Source organism: Dyadobacter subterraneus (genome assembly GCF_015221875.1).
Taxonomy (GTDB): domain Bacteria; phylum Bacteroidota; class Bacteroidia; order Cytophagales; family Spirosomataceae; genus Dyadobacter; species Dyadobacter subterraneus.
Window position 1 is genome coordinate 860,387 of record NZ_JACYGY010000001.1, and the last position, 26,623, is coordinate 887,009.

Consider the following 26,623-nt stretch of genomic DNA (forward strand, 5'->3'; position numbering starts at 1 on the left):
AAGGGTTTCCAATATCGGAAACCCTTTTTGTTTTCTATTAAGTCCTGTTTATGCAAGCTTAACATTAACGGCATTCAGTCCTTTGCGACCTTCCTGAAGATCAAAAGTAACCTCGTCGTTTTCGCGAACTTCGTCTACAAGACCGGAGATATGTACGAAATAATCTTGTCCTGTTTCTGCGTCTTTAACGAAGCCGTATCCTTTTGCGTCGTTAAAGAATTTAATTGTTCCTTGATTCATAAAAATTATAATATTGAAATGTTAAACAAATATAATAAGATTCGAAACTTATTTACAAGTCGGAATAGTAAAATAATGAAGTATTTTCTTTGCTAAGCCATAGTGTTGAAAGTTATTTCATATGTTTTTTTGATATTTTTCATTCTGTCATAGTTAAACTGTACCTTTGCGGTTTATATCGCATTTTCTATGACTGAACAGATTCTTATTCTAGATTTTGGCTCACAATACACGCAATTAATTGCGCGTCGGGTTCGGGAACTCAATGTTTATTGTGAAATCCATCCATACAACAATTTCCCGGAGCTGACTCCAAATATCAAAGGTGTTATTCTTTCAGGCAGTCCTTGCTCCGTGAGGGACGAAGATGCGCCTTACCTTGATTTTAGTAAATTCAGGAAAATAGTACCGATTCTGGGTGTTTGTTATGGTGCTCAGCTGATGGCTCATTCTTTTGGCGGAGATGTAAAACCTTCTCAGCACAGAGAATATGGCCGTGCGCGTTTGGAAATTGATGATGAAGATTCTTCACTTTTGACTGGAATTTCTCAGACATCACAAGTTTGGATGTCACACGGAGATACCATTGTTAGTATTCCGGATGATTTCCATATCATCGCTTCCACAGAATCTGTGAAAGTTGCTGCTTTCAAAATTGAAAATGAGCTTACTTACGGGATTCAGTTTCACCCGGAAGTGACCCATTCTACGGAAGGAAAGCAGTTGATGCATAATTTCGTTGTTGGTATCTGCGGATGCAAACAAGACTGGACGGCAGATGCTTTTGTTGAACAAACAATTGCAAGTCTGAAAACGAAACTTGGAAATGACCGTGTTGTTATGGCACTTTCAGGTGGTGTGGATTCTACTGTTGCTGCGACTTTGGTTCACCAGGCAATCGGTAAAAATCTGTTCTGTATTTTTGTAGATAACGGATTACTAAGAAAAGAAGAGTTCGAGCAGGTGCTTGATTCTTATCGTCATATGGGTCTGAACATCAAAGGTGTAGATGCGAAAGATTTGTTTTATAGTGCGCTTGACGGTTTATCTGATCCGGAAGCAAAAAGAAAAGCAATCGGAAAAGCATTTATTGACGTTTTTGATCAGGAATCACATTTAATTGAAGATGTGAAATGGTTAGGTCAGGGTACAATTTATCCGGACGTGATTGAATCTGTTTCAGTTAAAGGACCTTCTGCTACCATTAAATCACACCATAACGTAGGTGGTTTACCGGATTTTATGAAATTGAAAGTGGTTGAGCCGCTGAATACTTTATTTAAAGATGAAGTAAGATTGGTTGGTAAAACACTGAATATAGATCCGACAATTCTTGGCCGTCATCCCTTCCCTGGACCAGGTTTAGCAATTCGTATTTTGGGAGAAATCACTCCTGAAAAAGTAGCTATTTTACAGGAAGTTGACGCGATTTTTATTGGCGGACTAAGAAAATGGAATTTGTATAATGAAGTTTGGCAGGCTGGAGTAATGCTTCTTCCTGTTAAAAGTGTAGGTGTAATGGGCGATGAGCGTACTTACGAAAGTGTGGTTGCGTTGAGAGCTGTAACTTCTGTTGATGGTATGACAGCCGACTGGGCTCACCTGCCATATGATTTCCTTGCCGAAGTTTCCAATGATATTATCAATAAAGTAAAAGGCGTTAACCGCGTTGTTTATGATATTTCTTCAAAACCACCTGCAACAATTGAGTGGGAATAAGGTTTTGATTTTAACCAATAAAAAGAAAAGCGGGCTGTTTCAGCTCGCTTTTTCCATTATACCATAGGTCATGTTATATATCATCAGGATCGCCCGACTCCGCGGCTGATCAAACTCAATACAAATAAAACCAAGAAAACAAAGAAAAGTATTTTAGCAATTCCGGCAGCTCCAGCTGCAATTCCACCAAATCCAAGTACTCCGGCAATGATGGCAACGATCAGAAATATTACTGTCCATCTAAGCATAATTGACAAATAGTTTAGTTGATAAAAATAAGTTTAATTGATGAATGTCTTTGCTGATATTATTACTAAATATATGCCAGGAAATGATTCTATGAAATAATGTGATTATTAACGGTTTACCTGCGTTTGTTTCGCCAAAATTGACCTTTTGTGTGGAGATTGCTGCCCAGAATATGCGCAAAATTGGTAGAATAAGTTACAAATTGAATATACAAATGAAATAATATTGACTTATTCATAGTTGTCTTAGCAATATAATGGTGAATTAAGGTTGTGATATTGCTAAATGCGTCATTAGCCGTACTTTGCACGACTTTTAAATTTTTGAAAAATAGTATAGTAGAATGAATAAATTGCTTTTTGTTGTTCTGGCTGGCTTAACCTGCACAGCCACTTTTGCCCAGTCGGATCGTTGGCAGCAGCGTGTCAAGTATCAAATGAATATCGATTTTGATGTTACCAAGCATCAATATACTGGCACCCAAAAACTGGTTTACAGCAACAATTCACCGGATACGCTTACAAAAGTTTTTTATCATCTCTACATGAACGCTTTCCAGCCGGGAAGCCAGATGGATGTTCGGTCAAGAGTAATCAGCGATCCTGATCCGCGGGTGAAAGACAGGATTTCAAAATTGTCTCCAAATGAAATTGGATACGAAAAAATTCTATCGTTGAAACAAAACGGCAAGCCTTTGAAATATCAGGTTGTCGGGACTATTCTGGAAGTGACTTTGAATGAAAAGATTCTTCCAAAAACGCAGCACACTTTTGATATGGAGTTTGAAGCCCAGGTTCCAATTCAGATTCGTAGAAATGGAAGAGATAATAGTGAAGGTATTGATTATTCGGTAGCACAGTGGTATCCAAAACTTTGTGAATATGATTATGAAGGCTGGCATTCCAATCCTTACATCGCCCGTGAATTCTATGGTGTCTGGGGAGATTTTGATGTGAAAATTACTTTGGACGCTTCCTACATTGTTGCAGCGACAGGATATCTTCAAAATCCGGAGAAAATCGGTTACGGTTACAGCAAAAAAGATGTTCCGCATAAAGCTGGCGAAAAGTTAACCTGGCATTTTATCGCACCGGAAGTTCACGATTTTATGTGGGCAGCAGATCGTGATTACAAACATGATGTTGTAAAAGTAGACGATAACCTTGATCTCAATTTTTTCTATCAAACCGATACGCTGGCGAATGTCTGGAAAGAAATGGAACCTTTGGCGGTTCAATCTTTTAAGATTATGAACCAGAAATTCGGTCGTTATCCTTACAAACAATATTCGATCATTCAGGGTGGTGACGGCGGCATGGAATATCCGATGGCGACGCTGATTACCGGGCATTCTAATTTGTCAGGTTTGGTTAGTGTAGCCGTTCATGAATCTATTCACAGCTGGTTCCAGGGATTGTTAGGAACCAATGAATCAAAATATTCCTGGATGGATGAAGGTTTTACAACCTATGCGCAAAATCTCGTTTTGGCAGAATTGTTCCAGTCTAAATCAGACCCATTGCGTGCGACAACGGCGAGTTATAGAAATCTTGTTAAGTCCGGTCTGGAAGAACCCATGACAACCCATGCGGATCATTATAATACAAACAGAGCGTACAGTATTGCAAGTTATTCCAAAGGCGCAGTATTCCTGAATCAGCTTAGTTACATTATCGGAAAAGATAAGTTTGAAAATGGAATGAAACGATATTTCAACGAATGGAAATACAAACATCCAAACCCGACAGACCTGAAACGGATCATGGAAAAAGAATCCGGCCTGGAACTGGATTGGTATTGGGAGGATTTTATTGGAACAACAAAAACAATTGATTACGGCATTAAAGAAGTTGTTTCCAACGCCGGTAAAACGGATGTTGTGATCGAAAGAATTGGACAAATGCCGATGCCGCTTGATATCGTAGTAAGTTACAAAGATGGGTCGCAAGAGAATTTTTACATTCCTTTGGAAATGATGCGTGGAGAAAAAGTAGAAAAACTTTATTCGAAAACGACTTTGTTATCAGATTGGGGCTGGACTTATCCGGAATATACTTTTTCAATTGATCGCGCTATGACGGATGTAGACAGAATTGTCATTGACCCAAGCGGTCGTATGGCAGATATTAATCCTGAAAATAATACTTATCCATCGTTGCCAAAAGTTGCTCCAAGATTTAAAGGAGAAAAGATAAATGAAGTAAGATAAAGGCGATCGGCCATCGGCTTTCTTACTATCGCTTTAAATTTAATTTTGGCGAAAATCTGATAGCCGACTGCCGACAGCCGAAGTTACTATTATCTTAAATCCGAAATCCTGAATATCGTCCCAACCCGGAATTCTATTTTTTGCAGTTTTGCTTCGTCAAACTGGGCGACGGTTTCTATTCGGAAGAACTTAAAAATATGATCCAGACCGTAAACCAGCTCGGAATAATGTCTGGAAGTTGGAGAGAAAAGGTAATGAACCTGAACCGTTTCTTTAATACCTGTCAATCTTAAAGCAGGAACCTGGGTTACTAAAAACCGCTGCATCGACCAGAGTGCGTGGCCTTCGATAAACCATTGTCTTGTACTATGTTCGTAATAAGGCAAACTTCGGAATTGTGTCAGCGGATCACCCATTCTGAAAAACGATTCATTACCCAGGAAATGTCTGAAATCCGGGAAATACATTTCCTTTTTACTTAAAAATCCACCTCCTTTTACTGAATAACTCACTGTGTTTCTAGGTCCCAATTCAATAGATTGACGAATTCCTCCCTGTAAAAATTTATAGTCTACGTCTCCTGCAAAGGGCAATCCACTTTTATACAAAATACTAAAAGCAGGTTTTCTGGTTCTCAAATAACGCTTTTCTCCGTTTCTTACAACATATCGCCGCCAGGGACGAATATCAGCGCTGATCTGGAAAATCATCGCATCGTGATCGGGGAATCCGGTATTATTTTCTTCGTCATTTATTGGACGGTTTGGCGTAAATACACGTTTTGGCCAGTCAATGTAGGAATTAATATTTTCCATATTGAATAATTCCTTGCGCTGTTCATATTCCAGACTCGTACTAATGTTGACGATATCAAAAATATTCCTGATATCATATTGGGCTTTGGCAAATTTTGACTGGTAAAGTTTCGCCCTGTTTCTTTCAAAAATCAATGTTGAAACCGTGTTTCCAAAAGGTGTGATCGGATTATCCCGGTTAATTTGATTAACCATTTCACCGGCAGTTACCATCAGATTTGAATTTGCATTACCAACATTCATTTGGAGATTTCCATTAAACCGGTCTCTTCCAAAAGTGTATCGCGCATACGGGCGGACAGAAAAATAGCTCGATTTTCCCCATTTCTTCTGATATTCCGCGGCCAGGTTAAGCGCATAGCCTTCAACGGTATTGTAATAAAAACCCAGAAACGGACTTTCAATATGAACTGAATTTTTGTTGCTTAATTTGTACGTATTGCCAAGCAGAATGTGATGAGGCTTGAAATTCGTAGAATCCGGGTGATCATTTGCCTTTCTTTCATCCCTGGCAATTTTGATGCTATCCTGCAATGCGTAACTCTGAACTTCGGTATTAGTCAATGGAACGGGACGGAGATTTTCCCAATAAGTTGTATCTCTTTTGTTCGCCGAAGAATCTACAATAATCGAATCCTCACGTACAACACGTTGATCTTCCCCATTCTTTTTTCTCTCTTTCTTTAATTCTTTATCGTATTCCCTGGTATATTTTCTCAGGTTTTTGGTTGAAAAGGCCTTCTGTTCCTGAATCATTTTTTCCAGGTTTTTCTTTTTTACTTTCTCAGCCGTTTCCGGATCAACCTTTGGATCATTTACCACAATTTCTTCTTTCAAACCCGGATCAATATCCAGTTTTTGATACGTCAGCGAAACCAGATATTTAAATTCTCCTGCAAAGCCAAGATAACTTCCCTTAATCCTAAATTGCTGATTGACAGGTAACCAAATATTTTGAACCGGATTGAAAATCTGTTTTGCAAAAATATCCAGTCCGCTATTCGTCGTTTCCAGATCGTAACTATGAATTGCCCAGCGGTCGTCAATAATGTATAAACTGCCACGGAAAACACCTTCTCCATAAGCTTTCGGAATTACTTTGATTTTGTTGATAATCTGGCCCCGGTCTTCAAAATAACCTTCGTATTCAAATTTGTAATAAGCAAACGCTTTTGGAGAAAGAGGAGAAATCGTTCCGGCAATTTCCGGACTATACAAGCTCGCCAGAATATATTCATTGGGCGAAGGAATACTATTGTCCAAACTATTTCTGGTTGAAATAATATGTTGCTTAAAACTGTTTGGACGGCGATATTGAATTTCGGCGACGCTTTCATTGATAATCGCTTTTCCTTCCTGAATCCCTTCTTTTTTGAAACGTTTTTCAATCAGATAAGGAATTTTTGTTGGTAAAGCCGTACTGCGGGAATATACTTTTGCCTGATATGATCGAATTTGTAATTGATGGAAACGTGCTTTTGCAATCGATTTGCGCATTATTGTGTAGGCCGGATCTTCTCTTTTATTTCCAACCGTAAATTCGCCAAGGCTGAGCGCCTGCTCTTCCAGGGTAATATTTAATTCTTTAAAATCATTTCCTACAACAACAGTTTGAGTTAATGTTTTGAAACCCAGATATTGGAAAACAAGCTGATATGTTCCGGGTGGGAGACTGAATTCGTATAAACCTTCATCGTTGGCAATGGTTCCGTCGCCCGTTCCGTGCACCACAATACCTGCGTAAGGAAGTGCGTCTCCATTTTTATTTGATATGCGTCCTTTTATTCCTCCGGCCTGGGAAAGAGTAATTGTAAAACATAAAAGCAGGGAATAAAGGATAAAACGCATAAAGGTGAATGTCGGCTATAATTTTAAATCTTGTTTTCTATTCTTTAAGCGGATGTCCGCAATTACTGCAAAAATTAGCATTTACCGGCATTGATTTACCGCAGGACAAACATTCGGCTTGATCAACCTTACTGGCAACCGGCGGCTGAGATCTTGACATTTCAACCGTAACGATTCCAGTTGGTACGGCTATAATGGCGTAACCCATGATCATCACAATCGATGAAATTACTTGTCCTAATGAAGTTTGTGGGGTAAGATCTCCATATCCGACCGTCGTAATTGTAACAATGGCCCAATATATACTTTGAGGAATACTGGTAAAGCCGTTTTCCTCTCCTTCAACTACATACATAATCGTGCCTATGATTAAAACCAGGGCAACAATGAAGAGCATGAAGACGGTTATTTTTTGCAAACTTGAAGCGAGTGCGGATTTAAGTACCTGAGCATGATGTACAAAGCTGCTCAATTTCAAAATCCTGAATACGCGTAGAAGTCGTAAAATTCTGATCGTGATGAGGTAATGGCTTGCCGGTGAAAAGTAAGTGAGGTAGTAGGGGATGATGGATAAAAGATCAATGATTCCGTAAAAACTCAATAAATATTTGAGCGGCTTCGGGTGACTGTATATTCTTAGAAAATATTCTACCGTGAAAATAATCGTGAAGAAAGTTTCAAGATAGAAAAATACAGATTCGTACTGATCGCGAATTTTTGGAACGCTTTCAAGGCAAACGACGAGAATACTGATCAGGATAAACCATAAAAGAAAGACGTCGAACAAACGTCCTCTTTTTGTATTTGCCCCAAAAATGATAATGAAAAGTTTTCCGCGTAAAGAATTACGATTTATTGCCATGGCCGACTTTGGTATTGTTGGCTGGCAATGTAAGAAAAAGCCCGGTTATTGCGCAAAACGCGATAACCGGGCTTTAAAGTTTAAATCAGAAAGTATTGTGATTAACAGTTTCCGTCAATGTCACAACTATCACCATCTGCAAGGCTTACAAGCGGCGCTGGATTTTCTTTTTCCCATTCCTGAAAAGACTGTTGAAGTGCTCCCAAAAATGTTTCTGGCTGCTGTGCGCCTGAAACGGCATATTTCCTGTCCAAAACAAAAAACGGAACTCCACGAACGCCGACTTGCTGTGCTTCGTAAACATCTTTACGAACGGCATCAGCATATTGGTTGCTGTCAAGAACACTTTTCAATTCTTCCGCATCAAGTCCGATTTTTGTTCCAAGATCAATCAGCGTATCGTGGTCGGCTGTATTTTTTCCTTCAGTAAAGTAAGCGTGGAACAATTGTTCTTCGGCTGCATCTCCCAGTTTATTTTTCTTGGCAAACTGGATAAAACGGTGGCTGTCAAATGAATTGGCCAGAACTGTTTTCTCCATATTGTATTCCAAACCAACTTCTGCTGCAATATTTGTCACATTATCCAGCATTTGTGTAGCGTGGTCAACTGTGAAACCTTTTACGTCGGCAAGATATTCAACAATGGTTCGGCTTGGATCTGTTTTCATATCGGGATTCAACTGAAAACTTTTCCATTCAACCTCAATTCTGTCTTTTTGAGGAAATTGCTCTAACGCTTTTTCGAATTTGCGTTTTCCTATATAACACCATGGACACATGACGTCACTCCATATTTCAACTTTCATGATTGCTTCTGTTTAATTTGAGCAATGTTTATAAATTATTAGATCGTAACGAAAAGCTCTTCATGAGACCTTCTTACTTTTTTGGCGCTTGCCAAAACGTCTTTTTCGGCGTCACGATAGCCCAGCGTCATGATCACAACACTATGCAAACCTTTTTCGTTTAACCCTAAAATTTCATCCAGGCCGTTCGCATCAAAACCTTCCATCGGCGTCGCATCAATTTGTTCGGAAGCTGCGGCCACAAGTGCATGTCCCAGAGCAATATATGCTTGTCGCGCTGCCCATTGTGCGTTAATTTCTTCGGGACGACGTAAAATGCCGTTCGTGATAGAAGTTCTAAATCCGTCCAAAGACTCCGAAGAAACGCCGCGTGTTTCGGAGATCAGATTCATGTATTCGTCAATATGCTCAGCCGTAATTTTTGTCCAGGATGCAAATACAATCAAATGAGAAGCTTCTGCGATCTGAGGCTGCATAAATGCTATTTTCTGAATTTTCTCTTTAATTTCCTGGTCTTCGATTATGAACACGGTATATGGCTGTAAGCCCGCTGACGATGGCGAAAGTTTAATAGCCTCTAAGATTATATCCAGTTTTGCAGCCGGAACTTTCTCACCAGTCATTCTTTTAGTAGCATATCGCCAGTTCAGTGTTTCTATCAGGTTACTCATTCTTGTTTCAATTTATAATTTAGATGTGCAAACTTAAATAAATAAGCTATACATTTGTAAGTACTATACAATAGGATAGTGCAATATTCAAAAGACATGGAAGCAAAAGAGGAATTATTTCAAGAGAGATTATCACACAGTGATTGTTCAAAAAGTTTGCTGCCCGTTCGCGACGCACTGGATGCATTGAACGGGAAGTGGAAGCTTCAAATCATTATTTCACTGATGTTTGGGAACAAGCGTTTCACACAAATCGCCAAAGAAATTCCGAATATTACGGATAAGATGTTGTCAAAGGAATTAAGAGACCTGGAAGCGCATGAACTGGTAAAACGCACAGTTTATGATTCAATTCCGGTTGTAGTGGAATACACGCTGACCGAACATGGGAAATCTTTAAGAGAATTAATCGATGTGCTAAGAGTTTGGGGAATAAAGCACAGAAATCAGGTAATGGGGAAGGCGGTTCTGGTTGAAAGTTGAAAAATTATTACCTGCTGCGTTAAGGTTATAAAATGCAAAAGAGTTGAAAGCAAGAGTATAACACGCTCAACTTTCAACTCTTCATCACGCGGCGGACCGCTTTTAATTTGGTTAAGCTAAACGGTTGATGCAGTTCAAATCTTCGAAAGCTACTTTCAAACGAGCGATCATAGATTCTTCACCTTTACGCAACCAAACGCGTGGATCGTAATATTTTTTGTTTGGAGAATCAGCGCCTTCAGGGTTACCTAATTGAGACTGAAGATATCCTTCTTTTTCTTTGTAATATTTAAGAATTCCTTCCCAGGTTGACCACTGAACGTCAGTATCGATGTTCATTTTGATCGCACCGTATTCAATTGCTTCACGGATTTCTTCACGGGAAGAACCTGATCCGCCGTGGAATACGAAGTTTACAGGAAGTTCACCTGTTCCGAATTTCTCCTGAATGTATTTCTGAGAATTGTTAAGGATTTTCGGCTCCAATTTCACGTTACCTGGTTTGTAAACACCGTGAACGTTTCCGAAAGCAGCAGCAATTGTGAAGTTTGGAGAGATTTTGCGAAGCTCTTCGTATGCATAAGCAACCTCTTCCGGCTGAGTATAAAGTTTAGAGCTGTCAACATCACTGTTATCAACACCATCTTCTTCTCCACCCGTTACACCCAATTCAATTTCAAGCGTCATGCCGATTTTAGCCATACGCTCGAAGTATTTGCTGCAAATTTCGATGTTTTCTTCCAAAGGCTCTTCGGACAAATCCAGCATGTGAGAGCTGTACAATGGTTTGCCGAATTTGTCAAAATGACGTTCGCCAGCTTCCAAAAGACCGTCGATCCATGGAAGAAGTTTTTTAGCACAATGGTCTGTATGTAAAATTACAGGAACACCATACGCTTCTGCCATCAAATGAACGTGTTGAGCGCCTGAGATACTTCCTGCAATAGCAGCTTTCTGATCAGTATTTGAAAGAGACTTTCCTGCAAAAAAGATACCGCCACCATTTGAGAACTGAACAATAACAGGACTGTTTACGGCCTTCGCAGTTTCGATAACTGCGTTTACTGAGTTAGTACCAACCACGTTAACAGCTGGAAGGGCGTAGTTATTTTCGTTGGCATGACGGAAGATTTCGCTAACTCCGTCACCGGTAATAACACCGGCAGGAAAGCGTTGTGTAGTTTCGCTCATAGTAAAGTAAGATATTTTATCAAGAAAAAATTTTACAATTAGGGGATTGCGGCCCAATTGTACAGGAATTGGCGCAAGTTAACTATTTTAAAGAAAACGGGAGAAATAAGTAAGTGATATTATCACAGGCCAAGATGATTTATCCATTTTAATCCATTCTGTGTATATTTGAAAAAGAATAGATTTAAAGATTATTTCATGTCTCCAAAATTAACCCGAACCCTTTTGATCGCCGGCTGTATCGGTTTTTTAATTGTGTGGGTGCTTGAATTTCGGCGTACTACCTTGTTTGAAAGTTACTGGCTTTTGCTGATAAGTATTACTTTTTTGCTTTTTTTTCAATTCAACCGATTGAAATCTTCTTTAACCGAAAAGAAAAGACTTGAAGAGGAAAGTTTAAAAAAAGTGACCGCTACTAAAAATAAAAAAAGATGAACATTCTTCTGGTAGGTCTGGCGGTTTTGTTTTTTGTTTTGGCGGGATATTATGGCGCGGTACGTGCGGTGCTGATGGATATTTCCATTGACAGATATACCCTCCGACACGAAAATGCCAATGTGATATTTCAGACGCTTTACTGGCGCCGGCTTTTAAGAATGATCCGCCTCGCAGTGGTATCTTTGGGCTGTTTTTATGCGGTGGCTTTTGTATTTCCAATCCTTAAAGATTCGCTTGGCGTTGCCGAAGAACTTACGATTTTTATCCTTTTTGTGGGACTTGCTATTTTATGGGTTCTGTGTTACACTGTTTGGGTAAGAATTGGGTATATTTTTCCAAAAATTTTAGATTTAAAAGCCTTTCCCGTTCGTTTTGCTGAGTGGGTAATTACACCATTATATTGGCTGGTTGAGCCATTTGTTAATGAACATGCGCTGACGCATCATTTACGCGACGAAGCTGCTTCTGCCGACGATCCGGATTTTGAAGACCACAGTATTGATGAAAGAATGTTTATCAATGCGCTGGACTTTAAGGATTTACGGATTCGTGATTGTATGATTCCGCGTACCGAAATTTCGGCTGTTAATGTCAACGATACAATTGAAGATCTGAAAAGGACGTTTCTGGCAAGCGGACATTCGAAAATAATTGTATACCGGGAATCTGTTGATGATGTTTTGGGCTATTGCCATGCTTTGTCTCTTTTTAGAAAACCAAAAGAAATCAGCAGTATTGTTACGCCGATTTTGATTGTTCCGGAAGCGATGCCGGCAAGTGATCTGATGTTGCGGTTTTTAGAAGAAAGAAGAAGTCTTGCTTTGGTTGTAGATGAATTTGGTGGGACGTCAGGTTTGGTGAGTGTGGAAGATGTGGTAGAGCAGATTTTTGGTGAAATACAAGATGAATATGATTCTACGGAAGACTGGACGGAAAGGAAAATTGATGATCATACATACATTTTAAGTGCGCGCCACGAAGTAGATTATCTGAATGAAAAATATGGCTGGGATTTGCCGGAGGGCGATTATGATACATTAGCCGGAATGCTGATCCAGGTTCATGGCGACTTGCCGGAAGTGAATGATGAGATTGACATGCCGCCATATTCTTTCCAGATCATATCCATGCAGGATACCAGAATTGAACTGGTAAAGTTGGCCAGACACAGAACCGGATACAGTCAAAAAGATATTGAAACTAACGAAATTAAGCCATAGCAATTGATCAACTTTATTCCAATGACCATCAACAAAAACTTCAAATCCTCAACGTTTTTCCTGATTGCGCTATTTCTTGTCTGGAATCTGGATGCTTCTGCACAGAAAAAGCATGAAATATTTCGTCAGGAAGTTGATAAAATTATTTCCGCGTCTAAAAGTGATGTTGGTGTCGCTATTATGGGGTTGGAAGATAAGGAGACGTTTCTGTTCAATGAAGGACATAAATATCCAATGCAAAGTGTTTACAAATTCCCGCTTGCAATGGCCGTTCTGGATCAGATTGATAAAGGCAAATTGTCTCTAAGCCAGAAAATTCATGTTACGAAAAAAGATCTACTTCCAAACACATGGAGCCCGCTGAGAGAAAAATATCCGAATGGAGAAGTTGATGTGAAAATCTCTGACTTGATCGGATATGCAGTTTCAAACAGTGATAATAATGCCTGCGATATTTTGTTCCGTCTGGTTGGCGGTCCTAAAAAAGTCGATCATTATATTCATAGTCTGGGAATAAAAAGTATAGCCATTGCAGCTACGGAAGAAGAAATGTCGAAAGCCTGGAATGTACAGTTTACAAACTGGTGTAAGCCACGTGCCATGCTCCGGTTACTGGATCTTTTTTACAAAGGGAAAAATCTGTCAAAAACCAGCACGAATTTTCTCATGAAAACCATGACTGAAACCACAACTGGCCCTAACAAGATCAAAGGTTTATTGCCAAAAAATACAAAAGTAGCCCATAAAACTGGTTTGTCAGGAACGAACGAGGATGGAATCACGGCTGCTTCCAATGATGTTGGTATTATTACTTTGCCAAATGGTGAACATGTTGCTGTTGTTATTTTTGTAGCACACACAAAGCTGGATGAAAAAAGCAGAGATGCGGTAATAGCTCAAATTTCCAAAAAAGCCTACGATTATTTCCTTGCTAAAAAGTAAGTGTCTGACCATTCTGTCATTCACTCATTCAATCACTCTATCATTAAATTGTGCAGATCAAAGTAGAAAATATAGGTAAGAAATTCATTAAGGAATGGATTATCCGCAGGGCAAGTTTTGTGTTGGAACAGGGGCAGATGTATACCTTTGTTGGGCCGAATGGAAGCGGTAAATCAACGCTTTTACAGTTACTTACAGGTATGACGCCGGCAAGTGAAGGAAGGATCGGTTATTTTGATGATGGAAAAGAAATTGAGGTAGATAGCTGGTATAAACATTTGGTTATAGCAGCACCATATCTTGAATTGATTGAAGAATTTACTTTGCGTGAACACCTGGAATTTCATAAAAAATTCAAGCCTTTTAAAAATAATATTTCGTCGGCTGATTTTGAGGATTTTATACAATTATCCCATGCAAGCGGAAAAGTGATCAGGCATTTTTCTTCTGGGATGAAACAGCGGGTGAAACTTGGATTGGCATTTATGTCGGATGTGTCCGTTATTTTTTTGGATGAACCTACGACAAATCTCGATGTGCACGGAATAAACTGGTATCTTGATAATGTTACGAAATCAACTGAAAAACAATTGGTTTTGCTAGGTTCGAATGTGAAACAGGAATATGAGTTTTGTGAAAATATCATAAACGTTTCGGCGTTCAAATAATAAAAGAAGTGCCGGCTATGACGAAAACTATACAATTTCTTCTGATTTTGGTTCTGGTTTTCCTGGGAACGATAAGCAAATCGTTCTGTGGCGGCATGTATTTTGTTCAAAACAAAGGACAGTGGGATTCAGATATTTTGTTTAGAACCGAGATTCCGGGCGGTTTTCTTTTTTTGAAAAACAAATCAATTGTATATGTGCTTTATGATGCTTCCAAGGTGTCAGACATGCACGGAAAAGCAACTTCCCACCCATCATCTCCTAACGCAAAATTTTTACCGCCAACCATTCCGGTAATCAATGCCCATGGTGTTGAAGTGAAGTTTGAAAATGCCGGTTCTGATATTAAATTCAGCACTAAAAATCCTGTCAAAACTACTTTCAATTATTTTCTTGGGAACGACAAATCCAAATGGGTTGGTAATGCAGGAGCTTTTGAAGAATTGATTTATGAAAATATTTACAAAGGAATTGACCTTCGTTTTTACATTTATGATGCCAAACTGAAATATGAGTTTATCGTTCACCCACAGGCTGATGCTTCACAGATTAAGTTGAAATATGAAGGAGCAACGGATATTTTGGTCAATGCATCCGGGCAGACGATTGTAAAAACTTCTGTTGGAGAGTTCAAAGAGGCGCAGCCTTATTCTTTTCAAACAATCAATAATAAAACCCAGGATGTGGCTTCCAAAATTGTTTTATCGGAAGGAAATCGCGTTCAGTTTTCTCTTCCAAAAGATTACAATCATTCGGCTATTTTAACAATCGATCCGGAACTGATTTTTTCAACTTTTTCAGGATCCATAGCGGATAACTGGGGACACACGGCAACCTATGATGCACAGGGAAATTTGTATTCCGGCGGTACAGTATTTGGTGCCTCTTTTCCTGCGACAGTTGGCGCTTTTCAGGTCAAATTTGCTGCAATAGTAGATGTTGGTATATTGAAATACACGCCTGACGGAAGTCAGTTGCTGTATGCAACTTACCTGGGTGGGAATGATACAGAAGTTCCTAACAGCCTGATTGTTAATAGTAAAAATCAATTATTTATTTTTGGGACAACAGCGTCTACAAATTTTCCGGTAAGTACTGCTGCCTATCAAAAGGTTTTTGGTGGTGGAACGTTTACAGAACCTGTTGGTGGACTTGCGTTTTTAAATGGCAGCGATATTTTTATTTCCGGATTATCTGCGGACGGCTCGCGACTTGAAGCTTCAACTTTTATCGGAGGAAAAAACAATGATGGAATCAGTGCGACGGATAATGTCAAAGTGAAAAATTATGGAGACAGCTTTCGCGGAGAAATTGAACTGGACGGAGAGGATAATATAATCATTGTTTCTTCAACAAATTCAGACAATTTTCCGGTTGTAAATGCCGATCAAACGAAACTATCAGGTAACCAGGATGGTATTCTATTCAAGATTTCTGCCAATTTGAGTAATTTGATTTGGAGCACATATATTGGCGGAAGTGGATTTGATGCTGCGTTTTCTGCCAAACCTGCTAAAAATGGTGATGTATTTGTCACAGGAATAACCCAAAGTGCAGATCTTAAAACCCAGTCAACTTCTTATCAGCCAAAATTAAGCGGAACTGAGGATGCGTTTATTGCAACTTACAGTGATGGCCGTTTAAAAGGAATGACTTACCTGGGAACTGTGGTGGAAGATGGAGGGTATCTACTGGACTTTGCCCCCAATGAAAATGTTTACGTTTATGGTTTGACATTTGGAAAATATCCTGTAAGTAATGGGATTTATAGTAATGCGGGAAGTGGACAATTTGTTCACGCGCTGGATTATACCTTATCAAAATCAATTTTTTCTACTGTCATCGGCTCTGGTCGAGGTGTTCCGGATATTTCTCCAACAGCTTTTTTGGTCAGTGAGTGCGGCAATATTTATCTAGCAGGGTGGGGTGGAGATGTCAATAGAGCTACGAGATATAATTTTGAAAGTAGTACCTCAGGTTTACCGGTGACCGAAAATGCTATCCAGACAACTACAAGCGGAAGTAATTTTTATATCGCTATTCTGGAAGAAAACGCAAAATCACTTTTGTACGGAACATTTTTCGGAAGCCAGGACAGAACGGGAGTTGCGCATGGCGATCATGTAGATGGCGGGACAAGCAGGTTTGATAAAAATGGAATGATCTATCACGCTACCTGCGCCTGTGGGGGGAGCTTTTTCCCTACAACACCACAAGCCTGGTCGAGAACTAATAAAAGTCCGAATTGTAATAATGCAGCCTTTAAAATTGATATTGATTTGTTGAAAGCAGATTTTGATGTTTATCAGGGACAGACAAAAAATGTTTTAAAAGGTTGCGCGCCGTTGAAACTGGATCTTATCAATACGAGTGAGGGAGGTGTCGAATATTTTTGGGATGTCAATGGAAACGGGATTTCCAGGGAAGAGGATGGAGGTTCTTACACTTTTACAGAAGCCGGTCAATATAAAGTCACACTGACTGTTTACAACAAACTAAGCTGCAAACGGATGGATGTGGCGCAGAAAATTATTACAGTTGAAAGTGTAAATGCCAAAATAACAGGTGATACACTTACTTGCGAAAATAAAACGACCACATTATTTGCGAGCGGAGGTACAAAATATGAATGGTCGCCGGCAACAGGATTGGATAATCGGCTTAGCGCAACACCAAAAGTTACCATCGATAAAACAACGACTTATTCAGTAAAAATCAGCACTGAAAGCGGCTGTTCTGTCACAAAAAAGGTAACTGTGTCTGTGGAAGAAAGTAAGGATTTTACTGTGACACCAGATGTTACTACCTGCGCAGGAACCGCTGTTACTTTAACAATTTCCGGGGAGGCTCCGGAATATCAATGGTCGGGAGATTCGACTTTGAGTGAAACAACGGGAAAATCAGTTTCGGTAAGTCCGGTTCAAACGACAACTTACACTGTTCAGGGAATTTATGCGAATGGCTGTCGTCCGAAAAGACTAATTACAGTTAATGTCGATCGTTCTTATGTGCCTGTTTTTGAAATTGTAAGATCCGGTGGAGAATGTAATAAGCCGGTAAAATATTCGATGATGAACAAAACACCGAATGCGCAGCGGTTTGAATGGAATCTTGGCACAAGCAATTTCAGCACCGCAAACGTGGAAGATTATAGTTATGAAACGCCGGGAAAATATACTGTGACGCTTACCTCCTACAATTCTACCGGCTGCTCGCTTTCAACTTCGAAAGAAATAAGTGCTGAGGAGCCGCTTATTTTACCCAATGTTATAACACCAAACGGTGATGGAAAAAATGATATTTTTTATGTGCCGGTAACGGGTTCAGCACTTGAAATTTATAACCGCTGGGGAAAAAGTATTTACAAATCCGGCGTGTATAAAAATGATTGGGGAAAGGGAATAACAAACGGAACCTATTTTTATGTTGTCGATACACCAGGAGGAAATCATTGCAAAGGCTGGCTGGAAGTTTTGGAATAGACAACTTGCTGATTTACGGACAAAAATTATTAGCTTTAATAATTAATTAAGGGATTTATAATCAACTGATAAGATGAAAAAGTTATTTATATTTTTATTGGTACTAACAGGTTTTTCCATTGCCAAAGCGCAAACAACTGCTCATTTTGGTAAAGAAATTAATGACAAAAAAGCGATTCAGGCCAGTGCTTTACCAGCTAAAATGGGAAATCAGGAGGAAATGGCCACGAAGGTAACAGGTACTGTCGAATCGGTTTGTCAGGTAAAAGGCTGCTGGATGAAAGTGAAGATGGATAATGGCGAAACGATGCGTGTCATGTTTAAAGATTACTCATTTTTTGTGCCAAAAGATATTGCAGGAAAAACAGTGGTTTTTGAAGGAGAAGCACAAATGAAAACAGTTCCTGTTGAACACTTGCAGCATTATGCCAAAGATGCAGGAAAAAGTAATGAGGAGATTGCTAAAATAACAGAACCGAAAAAGGAGCTGACATTTATTGCGGATGGGGTTTTGGTGAAGTAAATTCCTGCTGACCAGAATTTTTCGAATACAAAAAGGATGGCTGTGACTAAAGTCGGATATATTGTAGTGACTTGCCCAAGGGTAAAGCCTTGGGTTAATTTTTTTAGACCTAAGGCTTTTCTCAATTATTACATAACAACCTGAGGTGTGTGTTGAAATTGGAAAAATTTGTTGTATACGGGAAAAGTGGCAATGACTAAAGTCAGATACCTTATTGCGACTTGCCCAAGGCCAAAGCCTTGGGTTAATTTTTTTAGACCTAAGGCTTTTCTCAATTATTATATACCAACCTGAGGTGTGTGTTGAGATTGGAAAAATTTGTTGTATACGGGAAAAGTGGCAATGACTAAAGTCAGATACCTTATTGCGACTTGCCCAAGGCCAAAGCCCTGGGTTAATTTTTTTTAGACCTTAGGCTTTTCTGAATTATACCATATCAACCTGAGATGTGTGTTGAGATTGGAAATTTGTTGTATACGGGAAAAGTGGCAATGACTAAAGTCGGATACATTGTAGTGACTTGCCCAAGGCTAAAGCCTTGGGTTAATTTTTTTTGGCCTTTGGGATTTTCTGAATTATTACATACTAACCTGAGGTTCGTCTTGAGATTAAGAATTTGTTGAATATAGGAAAAGTGGCGATGACCAAAGTCGGATATATTGTAGTGACTTGCCCAAGTCTAAGCCTTGGGTTAGTTTTTCAGTTTTTTAGCTTTTTGAATTCTTCTATATTAGTCTGAGGTGATGTTTTCTTAACTAGCCACAAAAACTAACCCAAGGTTTTAACCTTGGGTGCTAGAACTGCCCGAAACTCCCTGGGCTTTAGCCATTGCTTCCTTAGACTAAGGAAAATAAATTTTACAAGAGTTATAGTAAGAAACGTGGGAATAAACACTTTGGTAATCATCCAAACAGCGTCCATTCTTTCTATGAAATCAAGATTCTTCTTTTCCTTTTTCCTCGCTTTTACTAGTCATTTTGTTTCTGCACAAACCACGGCGTTTACCTGGTGGAATCCTGCGAATAGTTCTTTTCCTGTTTTGGAAGGTCAAGCCTGGCCTAATGAACTTAAAAATAAATATGACCGTCTGCCCGCCCGTGCGGAAAAAAATGTCCGTGAAGCGGTTTGGAATTTGTCTACCCAAGCTGCGGGTTTAATGGTTCGTTTTCGTGCCAATTCCGGAGAAATCAGAGTCAGATATACAGTTGGAGGAAAACAGGCATTGCCGCATATGCCAGCCACAGGAGTAAGTGGAGTTGATTTGTATGCCATTTCAAATGATGGCAATTGGCGCTGGTGTTCTGCTAAATATGCTTTTGGCGATACAATAACTTTCAATTTTAAAAATATAGAACCGGTTGATGCCACTCACAAATTAGGAAGAGAATACCGTCTTTTTTTACCACTCTATAACAATGTAAAATGGCTGGAAATTGGCGTGCCGGAAGGAACCCGTTTTGAACCGTTACCCGTTCGACCTGACAAACCTGTTGTAGTTTATGGAACGTCCATTGCACAAGGCGCCTGCGCCTCACGCCCTGGAATGGCATGGACTGCGATTCTTGGACGAAAACTTGATGATCCGCTCATCAACCTTGGTTTTTCAGGAAACGGACGGATGGAAAAAGAACTGATTGATCTTGTGTCTGAAATTGATGCGAAAATTTATGTTCTTGATTGTCTCCCTAACCTGGTTGCAAGCGTCAATATTCCTGCGGATGAGATTAAGAAAAGACTTATTGATGGTGTGCATACATTGAGAACCAGGCACCCTGAAACGCCAATTGTTTTGGCCGAACACGATGGTTACACGGACGAGGCGATTAATCCTGTAAACCGGAAAAGTTATCAGGATGTCAATGTGATTTTAAAAGAAGCATTTGTACAGTTGAAATCGGAAGGCGTAACCGGAATTTATCTTATACCAAAAGAAGACTTCCATCAGGATATTGAAACGATGGTGGATGGCACGCACCCAACGGATCTGGGCATGATGCGTTATGCAGAGGCTTATGAAAAGCAGATCAGGGAAGTTTTGCACGAGCCGAAGGGAACCGTTTCAACAACAATTCCTTGTACGCAAATGCGCGAGCTGGCGAATTATGATTGGGAAAAAAGACATTCGGAAATACTGAAAGCAAACAAATCTGACCAGCCAAAAGTTGTGGTGATTGGAAATTCAATAACGCATTTCTGGGGCGGACTTCCAAAAGGTCCGCGCGCAACAGGCGGAGATTCCTGGGATAAAACTTTCGGAGTGAATTCCAGGAATATGGGATATGGCTGGGACAGGATAGAAAATGTTCTGTGGCGCGTTTATCACGGTGAACTGGATGGATTTACTGCCCAACAGATTTTCGTGAACATCGGCACAAATAATCTTCAAATGAACTCGGATGAGGAAATACTGGCTGGCTGGCAAATGTTGATTGAGGCTATGAAATATCATCAGCCCAAGGCAAATATTTCTATGGTGGGAATTTATCCAAGAAGACAACAGGAAGAGCGCGTTGCCAGGCTGAATGCGAAATTGAAAGAATTGACCAAATCAGCAAACGTGAATTACTTGGATCCGGGTTTGGTATTGGCTGGTAAGGATGGGAAAATTGACGAGTCACTTTTCTCGGACGGACTGCATCCGAACGCAAAAGGGTATTCGATTTTGGGAAAAGCTTATGAACCATTTATTATAAAATGATTCATAAACTACCTAAATGATAACGCCTATTCCAAATAGAATCACAAAAAGCAACGTCGAAAGTGCCATTTGTTTTAGATAAGGATCCAATTCACTCGCCTTTTTTAATCTGGAAATAGCGAGGCCATTTTTAATAAAAAGAGGAAAGCTGAGGAGGAAAATAAGGCTGGTGTAACTTGAAAAATGCTGAACGGTATAAATCAATACGCAAAGCATTCCGATGGTTAAAATCGCCCAATGGTAAATAATAGCTTTTTCACGTCCCAGGCGCACAGGAATTGAATTTTTACCGGTAGCTCTGTCGGATTCGATATCTCTGATGTTGTTGATATTTAAAACACCAACAGCAAAAAGTCCGCAGCTTGTTGCAGGTAAAAGTAAATCCCAGTTCCAAACGTGTGTGTGCAGATAACTGCTTCCCAGAACACCAACCCAACCGAAAAATATCAAAACGGATAAATCCCCGAGACCAACATATCCATAAGGCCGTTTGCCTGCTGTATACGTAATGGCAGCGATGATACACGCAATTCCAATTCCCAAAAATACCCAGAAAGTATTTGCAGGAGCATCCTTTAACGCAATAAATAATAGCGTAACACCTGAAACCAGTGCAAGACCGGAAAAAATAATAATGGCTTTCAACATTGCAGACGCCGGAATACTGCCGGAATGAACAGCTCTTATCGGTCCTTCACGTAGCTCGGTATCTTTTCCGTTAACTGCATCGCCATAATCATTGGCAAAGTTGGAAAGTATTTGTAAAAGTGTGGTTGTAAGCACACTTAACAAAGCAACGGGCCAGCTAAACTGACCCGTTGATGCTGCTAAAAAACAGCCCATTAATATACATGAGAGCGCCAAAGGCAATGTACGAGGCCGGGCTGCTTCTATCCAAAATTTCATTTTACTATAATCTTAATATCAGGCCGTGGCTTTTTGTTCAGCCCAGGCAATTATTTTTTCTGCGTCTTCAAGGCCTGCACTTGCTACTTTGGAACTTAAATTTCCGTCATAACTCATTGCCAAATGTAAAGTATCATAAGCGGCAAGAAATGAAGAAACTATCTTTTTATCCATTCTTGCCAGTTCTTCTTTATACCACGCTACACTTTTCCGACCTTTCTTTTTATCACCAAAAATAGCATCCAATGCCACAAGTACTCCGGAATAAGCGGTGTGACCAGCCATCTTTACATATTTGCGATCCTGATAATACCCGTTTTCTTTCCGGGCTTTTTCACTCAGAATATCTTTTGCATTTTCGATGTGCCTTTTGGCTTCAAGTATTTCTTTCATGTTAATTTAGTGTGTGTTAAAAATGGAAATCAGATACCAACGGCAGTCAAAAACTCTGCGTCAGTTGGTAATATTTTTGATGCGAAAAAGTTAGTCAATTCTCCTTTTTCGTTAATCACATATTTACAGAAATTCCAGGTAGGAACTTTGTCATTCCAGCCATTCAATTCTTTTGTGCTCAACCATTTGTAAATTGGAGCCTGATCCGGACCAAGTACTGAAACTTTTTCAAACATCGGGAAAGAAACGCCGTAAGTTTTTGAACAGAAAGTAGCGATTTCTTCGCTTGTACCTGGTTCCTGTCCGCCGAAATTATTGGCAGGGAAGCCCAATACAACAACTTTGTCACCATGCTCTTTGTTGAATTTTTCCCAGTCAGCATACTGTTTTGTGTATCCGCATTTTGACGCAACATTCAGGATCACTACTTTTTTACCCTTGTATTTGCTCAAATCAACAGTTTTATCACCAACAAGAGATTTAACTTTAAAGTCGTACAAAGTTTGTTTTGCAGTCATAGTTTCCGCTGGTTTTACAGCTGTTTCACTTTTGTCAGCAAAAATGCCGGTAAACAGTGTTGTAATCATGATAAGTACTGATTTTAATAAGGCCATAACAAATCAATTTGGTTAAGTTGGAATTAAAAATTTTAGAAAAAATGCTGTTTTGTTAGTTGTGATTTTCCCTATAAAATTAACGTAAAAAAACGCTTTTACATTCTTTCAGGTACATTTATTCCTAACAACCCCAAACCTTTATGAATTGTTTCTGAAACCACTTTCGATAAAGCGACACGGAATTTCACGGCCACCGGATCACTATCGGCAAAAATGGAAACTTCGGCATAAAACTGGTTATAAACTTTGGCCAGTTCATACATATAAAAAGATACAACTGACGGCGCAAATTCATTTCCCGCAGCCTGAACGCGCAAAGGAAATTGCGATAAAGTATAAATCAGTTCACGTTCAACCTGATGTAGTTCATAGTTCGCCGGAGGAAGCTGAATTTCGATTCCGGATTGTTCCGCTTTTCTCATGATAGAGCGCATCCGGGTGTAAGTATATTGAATAAATGGTCCGGTATGTCCCTGGAAATCAATAGATTCTTCCGGATTGAAGAGCATCCTTTTCTTAGGGTCCACTTTCAAAAGATAATATTTCAACGCGCCAAGTGCCAATGTGTGGTACAAAGCAGTGGCTTCTTCGCTTTCAAAATCATCAATTTTTCCTAATTCCTGTGTACGGCTTGCAGCGGTTTCGATCATTTGATTTACAAGATCATCAGCATCTACAACCGTTCCTTCACGCGATTTCATTTTTCCGGATGGCAAATCCACCATACCATAACTGATATGATAGCAACCATCTGCATACGGGCGTCCCAGTCTTTTCAAAATGGCAAACAGCACATTGAAATGATAATCCTGCTCATTTCCTACAACCCATAAATAACGGTCATTATGGAAATCAGCGAATTTCAATTCCGTTGTGCCTATATCCTGCGTGATATAAACCGAAGTTCCGTCGCCCCGAAGTACCAGTTTTTCATCAAGTCCTTCTGCTGTAAGATCTATCCAAACTGAATTATCAGGTTTTTTGAAGAAAACGCCTTTTTGTAAACCTTCTTCAATAATATCTTTTCCTAAAACATAAGTATTTGATTCATAGTAGGTTTTGTCAAAACTTACACCAATCTGATTGTAAGTCTGATTAAAACCATCATAAACCCAATTGTTCATTTTTTTCCAAAGCGCAACCGTTTCTTCGTCACCTTGCTCCCATAACAAAAGTAATTTTTGTGCTTCCAGAATCCAGGGTGCTTTTTTCGCGGCTTCTTCGGCAGTCATGCCATTTTCTACAAGCTCACCAATTTGTTTTTTATATTCCTTATCAAAAAGAACATAATATTTTCCAGCCAAATGATCACCTTTCAAACCGGATGATTCGGGCGTTTCTCCGTTTGCCAGTTCGCGATAAGCAAGCATGGATTTACAGATGTGAATTCCACGGTCGTTGACCAGACAGGTTTTTACAACATCATATCCACAAGCTTTCAAAATTCTGGAAAGTGAATCACCCAGGAAATCATTCCGTAAGTGACCTAAATGTAAAGGTTTATTTGTGTTAGGAGATGAGAACTCGATCATCACAGACTTACCATTTGCCGGAGAATCTCCATAAGTGAGGTCAGAAATAATATCTCCGAATAATTTCAACCAGGTCTCATCATTAAGGCTGATGTTCAAAAATCCCTGAACGACATTGCAGCTATCAACAATCGAAGAATTTGCTTCAAGATCGGCAGCAATAATCTGTCCGATTTCTGCGGGAGCACGGCGTGTAGCTTTTGTTAAAGCAAATGTTACGAAGGTATAAAATCCATCAAATTCCTTTTTTGTAGGCTGCAAAAGAATATCCTCGACAAGGATATCGAAATTTTTCTGGATCGCTTTTTGAATGTCCGCTTTCAGTATGGCTTCAATCGTCATGAATATTGTTTTTATAGTATTTCAGATTGTTAATCAAAATTGACCTGACAATCATCTAAGTTTTTATTTGAATAAAAATATTTATATATTAATGATTATGTTATTCTTTTTGATGCAAAATTAGGGTAAATATTGAACAGACTTACACCCCGAAGCAAGAACTTATGAAGAACCGTTTACTATTTGTGATTCAAAGTTGTCTGATCATACAATTTTGGCTGGCCATACCTTCCAGGGTTTGGGCACAATTAGAACAATCTGATCGCCTTGAAATCGCAGCCAGTTCTTCCCGTTCTGAGGTATTTGAGGTTTTTACTTTGGGAAACGGGGGATTAATTGCCCTTGTCCGCGGTGATGATTTTATTGGAAACCGCAATGAAACCTGGGAATTCACTAAATATGATATATCGCTAAATCCTATCTGGCGGGTCAAATACAAGCTGGATAACCGCTACACTCCGGTTATGGCTCACCAGGGCCGAGATCACGGGTACTGGCTTTTCGCACAACCTGATACCGATCATTTCCTGTTTATTCAAATGAATTTTGAAGATGGAACGATTGAAACTTTCAAGGGAGACCTCCTTTCGGGGATTGATGTGCATCAGTTTAAAGTGATTGGCAGTAAGGCGATTATCGCAGGTTATCATCGTTCCCGTCCCGTTGTTGTAGTACATTCTTTCTTTGATCACACGTCCAAGGTTTTACCTGGATTGTATGAAAAAAATACAGAGCTTAACAATGTTGATATCAATGAACAGGATGGAATAATTAATGTCATTACTTATGCTTACCGTAAAAAAAACTGTGTTTTTGAGATAAAAACTTATTCGTACGAAGGGCGTTTAATTAAGAAAACATCATTAAGCGATCCAAAAAATAGTTTGATTTCCGGCCAGATTGTTCCTTTAAATCAGGATGATTCTTATCTGATCGGAAATTATTCTGTGGGTTGTACACCTTATTCCCAGGGTTTATACATTACACATATTACGGATAACGAGCCTGAAACGCCTGAATTTATCGAGTTTTCGGAGCTCCAAAACTTTTTTAATTTCATGAAGCCAAAGCGCCGCGAGCGTGTGAAGGAACGTATTGGAAAACGTAAAAGTTTGGGAAAAGAAAACAGATTTCGCTATCGGCTTCTTGTGCACGAATTGATTCAGACCGAAGATGAGATTGTTTTAGTTGCTGAGGTTTATTATCCCAATCAGCGCGCCGGATCGCCAATTATTACCAATGGTGTAAATCGGCCATATTCCGGACGCAGCATTGAAGGTTATCGTTACACGCATGCCATTGTGTGTGGGTTTGACAGAAACGGAAAATTCAAATGGGATAACTGCATTCCGATTAAAGACTTAAACAGTTTTGAATTACAGGAAATGGTGCAGCTGACGCCTGTTAATGACTATTTTATTCTGGCTTATCCACAAGACGGAAATATTCACACAGAAGTAATCAACAGAAGCAAAGTTGTTGTAGAAAACGAAAAATTTGAGCTGGCAACAAAATCACAATCGGATAAAGTATTGACAAACGAAAATGCATATTTGGCTCCCTGGTATGGTCAGTATTTTCTGGCCTATGGCTTGCAGCGTGTCGGTCCATCAACCGTGGGGTTAGGACGTGAAGTTTTTTACATCAACAAATTGACGTACAAAACAGAAGGAATTGAAAAAGCCGAAAACCGCGAAAGCAACAATGTACCGAGAGAATAATGGTTAATTGTTAAGGGTTAATTGGCTTGCGCAGGCGTCGACGATATT

21 protein-coding genes are annotated in these 26,623 nt (G+C 39.5%); 10 read left to right on the forward strand and 11 right to left on the reverse strand.

Features of this window, described 5'->3' with window-relative positions; genetic code table 11:
- Window positions 1-48: 48 nt before the first annotated feature.
- Window positions 49-240 (reverse strand): cold-shock protein, encoded by a 192-nt coding sequence (locus tag IEE83_RS03680; RefSeq protein WP_194119269.1) that lies wholly within the window; start codon window positions 238-240, stop codon window positions 49-51.
- 189 nt (window positions 241-429) lie between these two features.
- Between IEE83_RS03680 and guaA the strand changes: the two genes are divergently transcribed.
- Entirely contained in the window at window positions 430-1,959 is a 1,530-nt protein-coding gene (gene guaA, locus IEE83_RS03685; protein ID WP_194119270.1) for a glutamine-hydrolyzing GMP synthase, read from the forward strand.
- Between the two features lie 83 nt (window positions 1,960-2,042).
- Here guaA and IEE83_RS03690 read toward each other — a convergent pair whose 3' ends face one another.
- Window positions 2,043-2,207, reverse strand: coding sequence for a DUF1328 family protein (locus IEE83_RS03690; RefSeq protein WP_026628251.1), 165 nt, complete (start codon window positions 2,205-2,207; stop codon window positions 2,043-2,045).
- Between the two features lie 344 nt (window positions 2,208-2,551).
- Between IEE83_RS03690 and IEE83_RS03695 the strand changes: the two genes are divergently transcribed.
- On the forward strand, window positions 2,552-4,417 hold the full coding sequence (locus tag IEE83_RS03695; RefSeq protein ID WP_194119271.1) for a M1 family metallopeptidase: 1,866 nt from the start codon (window positions 2,552-2,554) through the stop codon (window positions 4,415-4,417).
- An 89-nt stretch (window positions 4,418-4,506) separates the two neighbouring features.
- Here the strand turns inward: IEE83_RS03695 and IEE83_RS03700 are convergent, their stop codons facing one another.
- The 4 genes from IEE83_RS03700 to IEE83_RS03715 form a co-directional block, all read right to left on the reverse strand.
- Window positions 4,507-7,080, reverse strand: coding sequence for a DUF5686 and carboxypeptidase regulatory-like domain-containing protein (locus IEE83_RS03700; protein WP_194119272.1), 2,574 nt, complete (start codon window positions 7,078-7,080; stop codon window positions 4,507-4,509).
- A 37-nt stretch (window positions 7,081-7,117) separates the two neighbouring features.
- Window positions 7,118-7,942, reverse strand: a complete 825-nt coding sequence (locus IEE83_RS03705; RefSeq protein ID WP_194119273.1) for an ion transporter — start codon at window positions 7,940-7,942, stop codon at window positions 7,118-7,120.
- A gap of 101 nt (window positions 7,943-8,043) precedes the next feature.
- Window positions 8,044-8,748, reverse strand: a complete 705-nt coding sequence (locus tag IEE83_RS03710; protein ID WP_194119274.1) for a DsbA family oxidoreductase — start codon at window positions 8,746-8,748, stop codon at window positions 8,044-8,046.
- A 38-nt stretch (window positions 8,749-8,786) separates the two neighbouring features.
- Window positions 8,787-9,419, reverse strand: coding sequence for an NAD(P)H-dependent oxidoreductase (locus IEE83_RS03715; RefSeq protein ID WP_194119275.1), 633 nt, complete (start codon window positions 9,417-9,419; stop codon window positions 8,787-8,789).
- A 96-nt stretch (window positions 9,420-9,515) separates the two neighbouring features.
- On the opposite strand from IEE83_RS03715, the gene IEE83_RS03720 reads away from it, so the two are divergent.
- Window positions 9,516-9,902 carry a winged helix-turn-helix transcriptional regulator gene (locus tag IEE83_RS03720; protein ID WP_194119276.1) on the forward strand — a complete coding sequence of 129 codons (387 nt, stop codon included), beginning with the start codon at window positions 9,516-9,518 and terminating at the stop codon, window positions 9,900-9,902.
- 111 nt (window positions 9,903-10,013) lie between these two features.
- On the opposite strand, the gene fbaA is transcribed toward IEE83_RS03720, so the two are convergent.
- Window positions 10,014-11,093, reverse strand: a complete 1,080-nt coding sequence (gene fbaA / locus IEE83_RS03725) for a class II fructose-bisphosphate aldolase (protein ID WP_194119277.1) — start codon at window positions 11,091-11,093, stop codon at window positions 10,014-10,016.
- Between the two features lie 431 nt (window positions 11,094-11,524).
- On the opposite strand from fbaA, the gene IEE83_RS03730 reads away from it, so the two are divergent.
- The 6 genes from IEE83_RS03730 to IEE83_RS03755 all read left to right on the forward strand — a co-directional run bounded on the left by IEE83_RS03730 (window position 11,525) and on the right by IEE83_RS03755 (window position 21,064).
- Complete coding sequence (locus IEE83_RS03730) at window positions 11,525-12,751, forward strand: hemolysin family protein (protein ID WP_194119278.1); 1,227 nt, start codon at window positions 11,525-11,527, stop codon at window positions 12,749-12,751.
- A gap of 21 nt (window positions 12,752-12,772) precedes the next feature.
- Window positions 12,773-13,693 (forward strand): class A beta-lactamase, subclass A2, encoded by a 921-nt coding sequence (bla, locus tag IEE83_RS03735; protein ID WP_194119280.1) that lies wholly within the window; start codon window positions 12,773-12,775, stop codon window positions 13,691-13,693.
- A gap of 50 nt (window positions 13,694-13,743) precedes the next feature.
- The gene (locus tag IEE83_RS03740; RefSeq protein WP_194119281.1) at window positions 13,744-14,361 is read left to right on the forward strand and encodes an ABC transporter ATP-binding protein; all 618 of its coding nucleotides are present in this window, start codon (window positions 13,744-13,746) and stop codon (window positions 14,359-14,361) included.
- A 17-nt stretch (window positions 14,362-14,378) separates the two neighbouring features.
- Complete coding sequence (locus IEE83_RS03745; protein ID WP_194119283.1) at window positions 14,379-17,843, forward strand: DUF7948 domain-containing protein; 3,465 nt, start codon at window positions 14,379-14,381, stop codon at window positions 17,841-17,843.
- 73 nt (window positions 17,844-17,916) lie between these two features.
- On the forward strand, window positions 17,917-18,366 hold the full coding sequence (locus tag IEE83_RS03750) for a DUF4920 domain-containing protein (RefSeq protein WP_194119284.1): 450 nt from the start codon (window positions 17,917-17,919) through the stop codon (window positions 18,364-18,366).
- A gap of 928 nt (window positions 18,367-19,294) precedes the next feature.
- Window positions 19,295-21,064, forward strand: coding sequence for an SGNH/GDSL hydrolase family protein (locus IEE83_RS03755; protein ID WP_194119286.1), 1,770 nt, complete (start codon window positions 19,295-19,297; stop codon window positions 21,062-21,064).
- Window positions 21,065-21,076: 12 nt separating this feature from the next.
- Here the strand turns inward: IEE83_RS03755 and IEE83_RS03760 are convergent, their stop codons facing one another.
- The 4 genes from IEE83_RS03760 to argS all read right to left on the reverse strand — a co-directional run bounded on the left by IEE83_RS03760 (window position 21,077) and on the right by argS (window position 24,854).
- A complete protein-coding gene (locus tag IEE83_RS03760; protein ID WP_194119287.1) occupies window positions 21,077-21,970 on the reverse strand; it encodes a 1,4-dihydroxy-2-naphthoate polyprenyltransferase in 894 nt (297 codons plus the stop codon).
- An 18-nt stretch (window positions 21,971-21,988) separates the two neighbouring features.
- On the reverse strand, window positions 21,989-22,363 hold the full coding sequence (locus IEE83_RS03765; RefSeq protein WP_194119289.1) for a DUF5618 family protein: 375 nt from the start codon (window positions 22,361-22,363) through the stop codon (window positions 21,989-21,991).
- A 29-nt stretch (window positions 22,364-22,392) separates the two neighbouring features.
- A complete protein-coding gene (locus IEE83_RS03770) occupies window positions 22,393-22,950 on the reverse strand; it encodes a glutathione peroxidase (RefSeq protein WP_379992819.1) in 558 nt (185 codons plus the stop codon).
- 125 nt (window positions 22,951-23,075) lie between these two features.
- On the reverse strand, window positions 23,076-24,854 hold the full coding sequence (gene argS / locus IEE83_RS03775; RefSeq protein ID WP_194119293.1) for an arginine--tRNA ligase: 1,779 nt from the start codon (window positions 24,852-24,854) through the stop codon (window positions 23,076-23,078).
- 164 nt (window positions 24,855-25,018) lie between these two features.
- On the opposite strand from argS, the gene IEE83_RS03780 reads away from it, so the two are divergent.
- Entirely contained in the window at window positions 25,019-26,575 is a 1,557-nt protein-coding gene (locus tag IEE83_RS03780; RefSeq protein ID WP_228101666.1) for a hypothetical protein, read from the forward strand.
- Window positions 26,576-26,623 lie beyond the last annotated feature (48 nt).

Coding starts and splice junctions, on each gene's coding strand:
- IEE83_RS03680 (WP_194119269.1), bottom strand. CDS start 240: ATGAATCAAGGAACAATTAAATTCTTTAACGACGCAAAAGGATACGGC.
- guaA (WP_194119270.1), top strand. CDS start 430: ATGACTGAACAGATTCTTATTCTAGATTTTGGCTCACAATACACGCAA.
- IEE83_RS03690 (WP_026628251.1), bottom strand. CDS start 2,207: ATGCTTAGATGGACAGTAATATTTCTGATCGTTGCCATCATTGCCGGA.
- IEE83_RS03695 (WP_194119271.1), top strand. CDS start 2,552: ATGAATAAATTGCTTTTTGTTGTTCTGGCTGGCTTAACCTGCACAGCC.
- IEE83_RS03700 (WP_194119272.1), bottom strand. CDS start 7,080: ATGCGTTTTATCCTTTATTCCCTGCTTTTATGTTTTACAATTACTCTT.
- IEE83_RS03705 (WP_194119273.1), bottom strand. CDS start 7,942: ATGGCAATAAATCGTAATTCTTTACGCGGAAAACTTTTCATTATCATT.
- IEE83_RS03710 (WP_194119274.1), bottom strand. CDS start 8,748: ATGAAAGTTGAAATATGGAGTGACGTCATGTGTCCATGGTGTTATATA.
- IEE83_RS03715 (WP_194119275.1), bottom strand. CDS start 9,419: ATGAGTAACCTGATAGAAACACTGAACTGGCGATATGCTACTAAAAGA.
- IEE83_RS03720 (WP_194119276.1), top strand. CDS start 9,516: ATGGAAGCAAAAGAGGAATTATTTCAAGAGAGATTATCACACAGTGAT.
- fbaA (WP_194119277.1), bottom strand. CDS start 11,093: ATGAGCGAAACTACACAACGCTTTCCTGCCGGTGTTATTACCGGTGAC.
- IEE83_RS03730 (WP_194119278.1), top strand. CDS start 11,525: ATGAACATTCTTCTGGTAGGTCTGGCGGTTTTGTTTTTTGTTTTGGCG.
- bla (WP_194119280.1), top strand. CDS start 12,773: ATGACCATCAACAAAAACTTCAAATCCTCAACGTTTTTCCTGATTGCG.
- IEE83_RS03745 (WP_194119283.1), top strand. CDS start 14,379: ATGACGAAAACTATACAATTTCTTCTGATTTTGGTTCTGGTTTTCCTG.
- IEE83_RS03750 (WP_194119284.1), top strand. CDS start 17,917: ATGAAAAAGTTATTTATATTTTTATTGGTACTAACAGGTTTTTCCATT.
- IEE83_RS03755 (WP_194119286.1), top strand. CDS start 19,295: ATGAAATCAAGATTCTTCTTTTCCTTTTTCCTCGCTTTTACTAGTCAT.
- IEE83_RS03760 (WP_194119287.1), bottom strand. CDS start 21,970: ATGAAATTTTGGATAGAAGCAGCCCGGCCTCGTACATTGCCTTTGGCG.
- IEE83_RS03765 (WP_194119289.1), bottom strand. CDS start 22,363: ATGAAAGAAATACTTGAAGCCAAAAGGCACATCGAAAATGCAAAAGAT.
- IEE83_RS03770 (WP_379992819.1), bottom strand. CDS start 22,950: ATGATTACAACACTGTTTACCGGCATTTTTGCTGACAAAAGTGAAACA.
- argS (WP_194119293.1), bottom strand. CDS start 24,854: ATGACGATTGAAGCCATACTGAAAGCGGACATTCAAAAAGCGATCCAG.
- IEE83_RS03780 (WP_228101666.1), top strand. CDS start 25,019: ATGAAGAACCGTTTACTATTTGTGATTCAAAGTTGTCTGATCATACAA.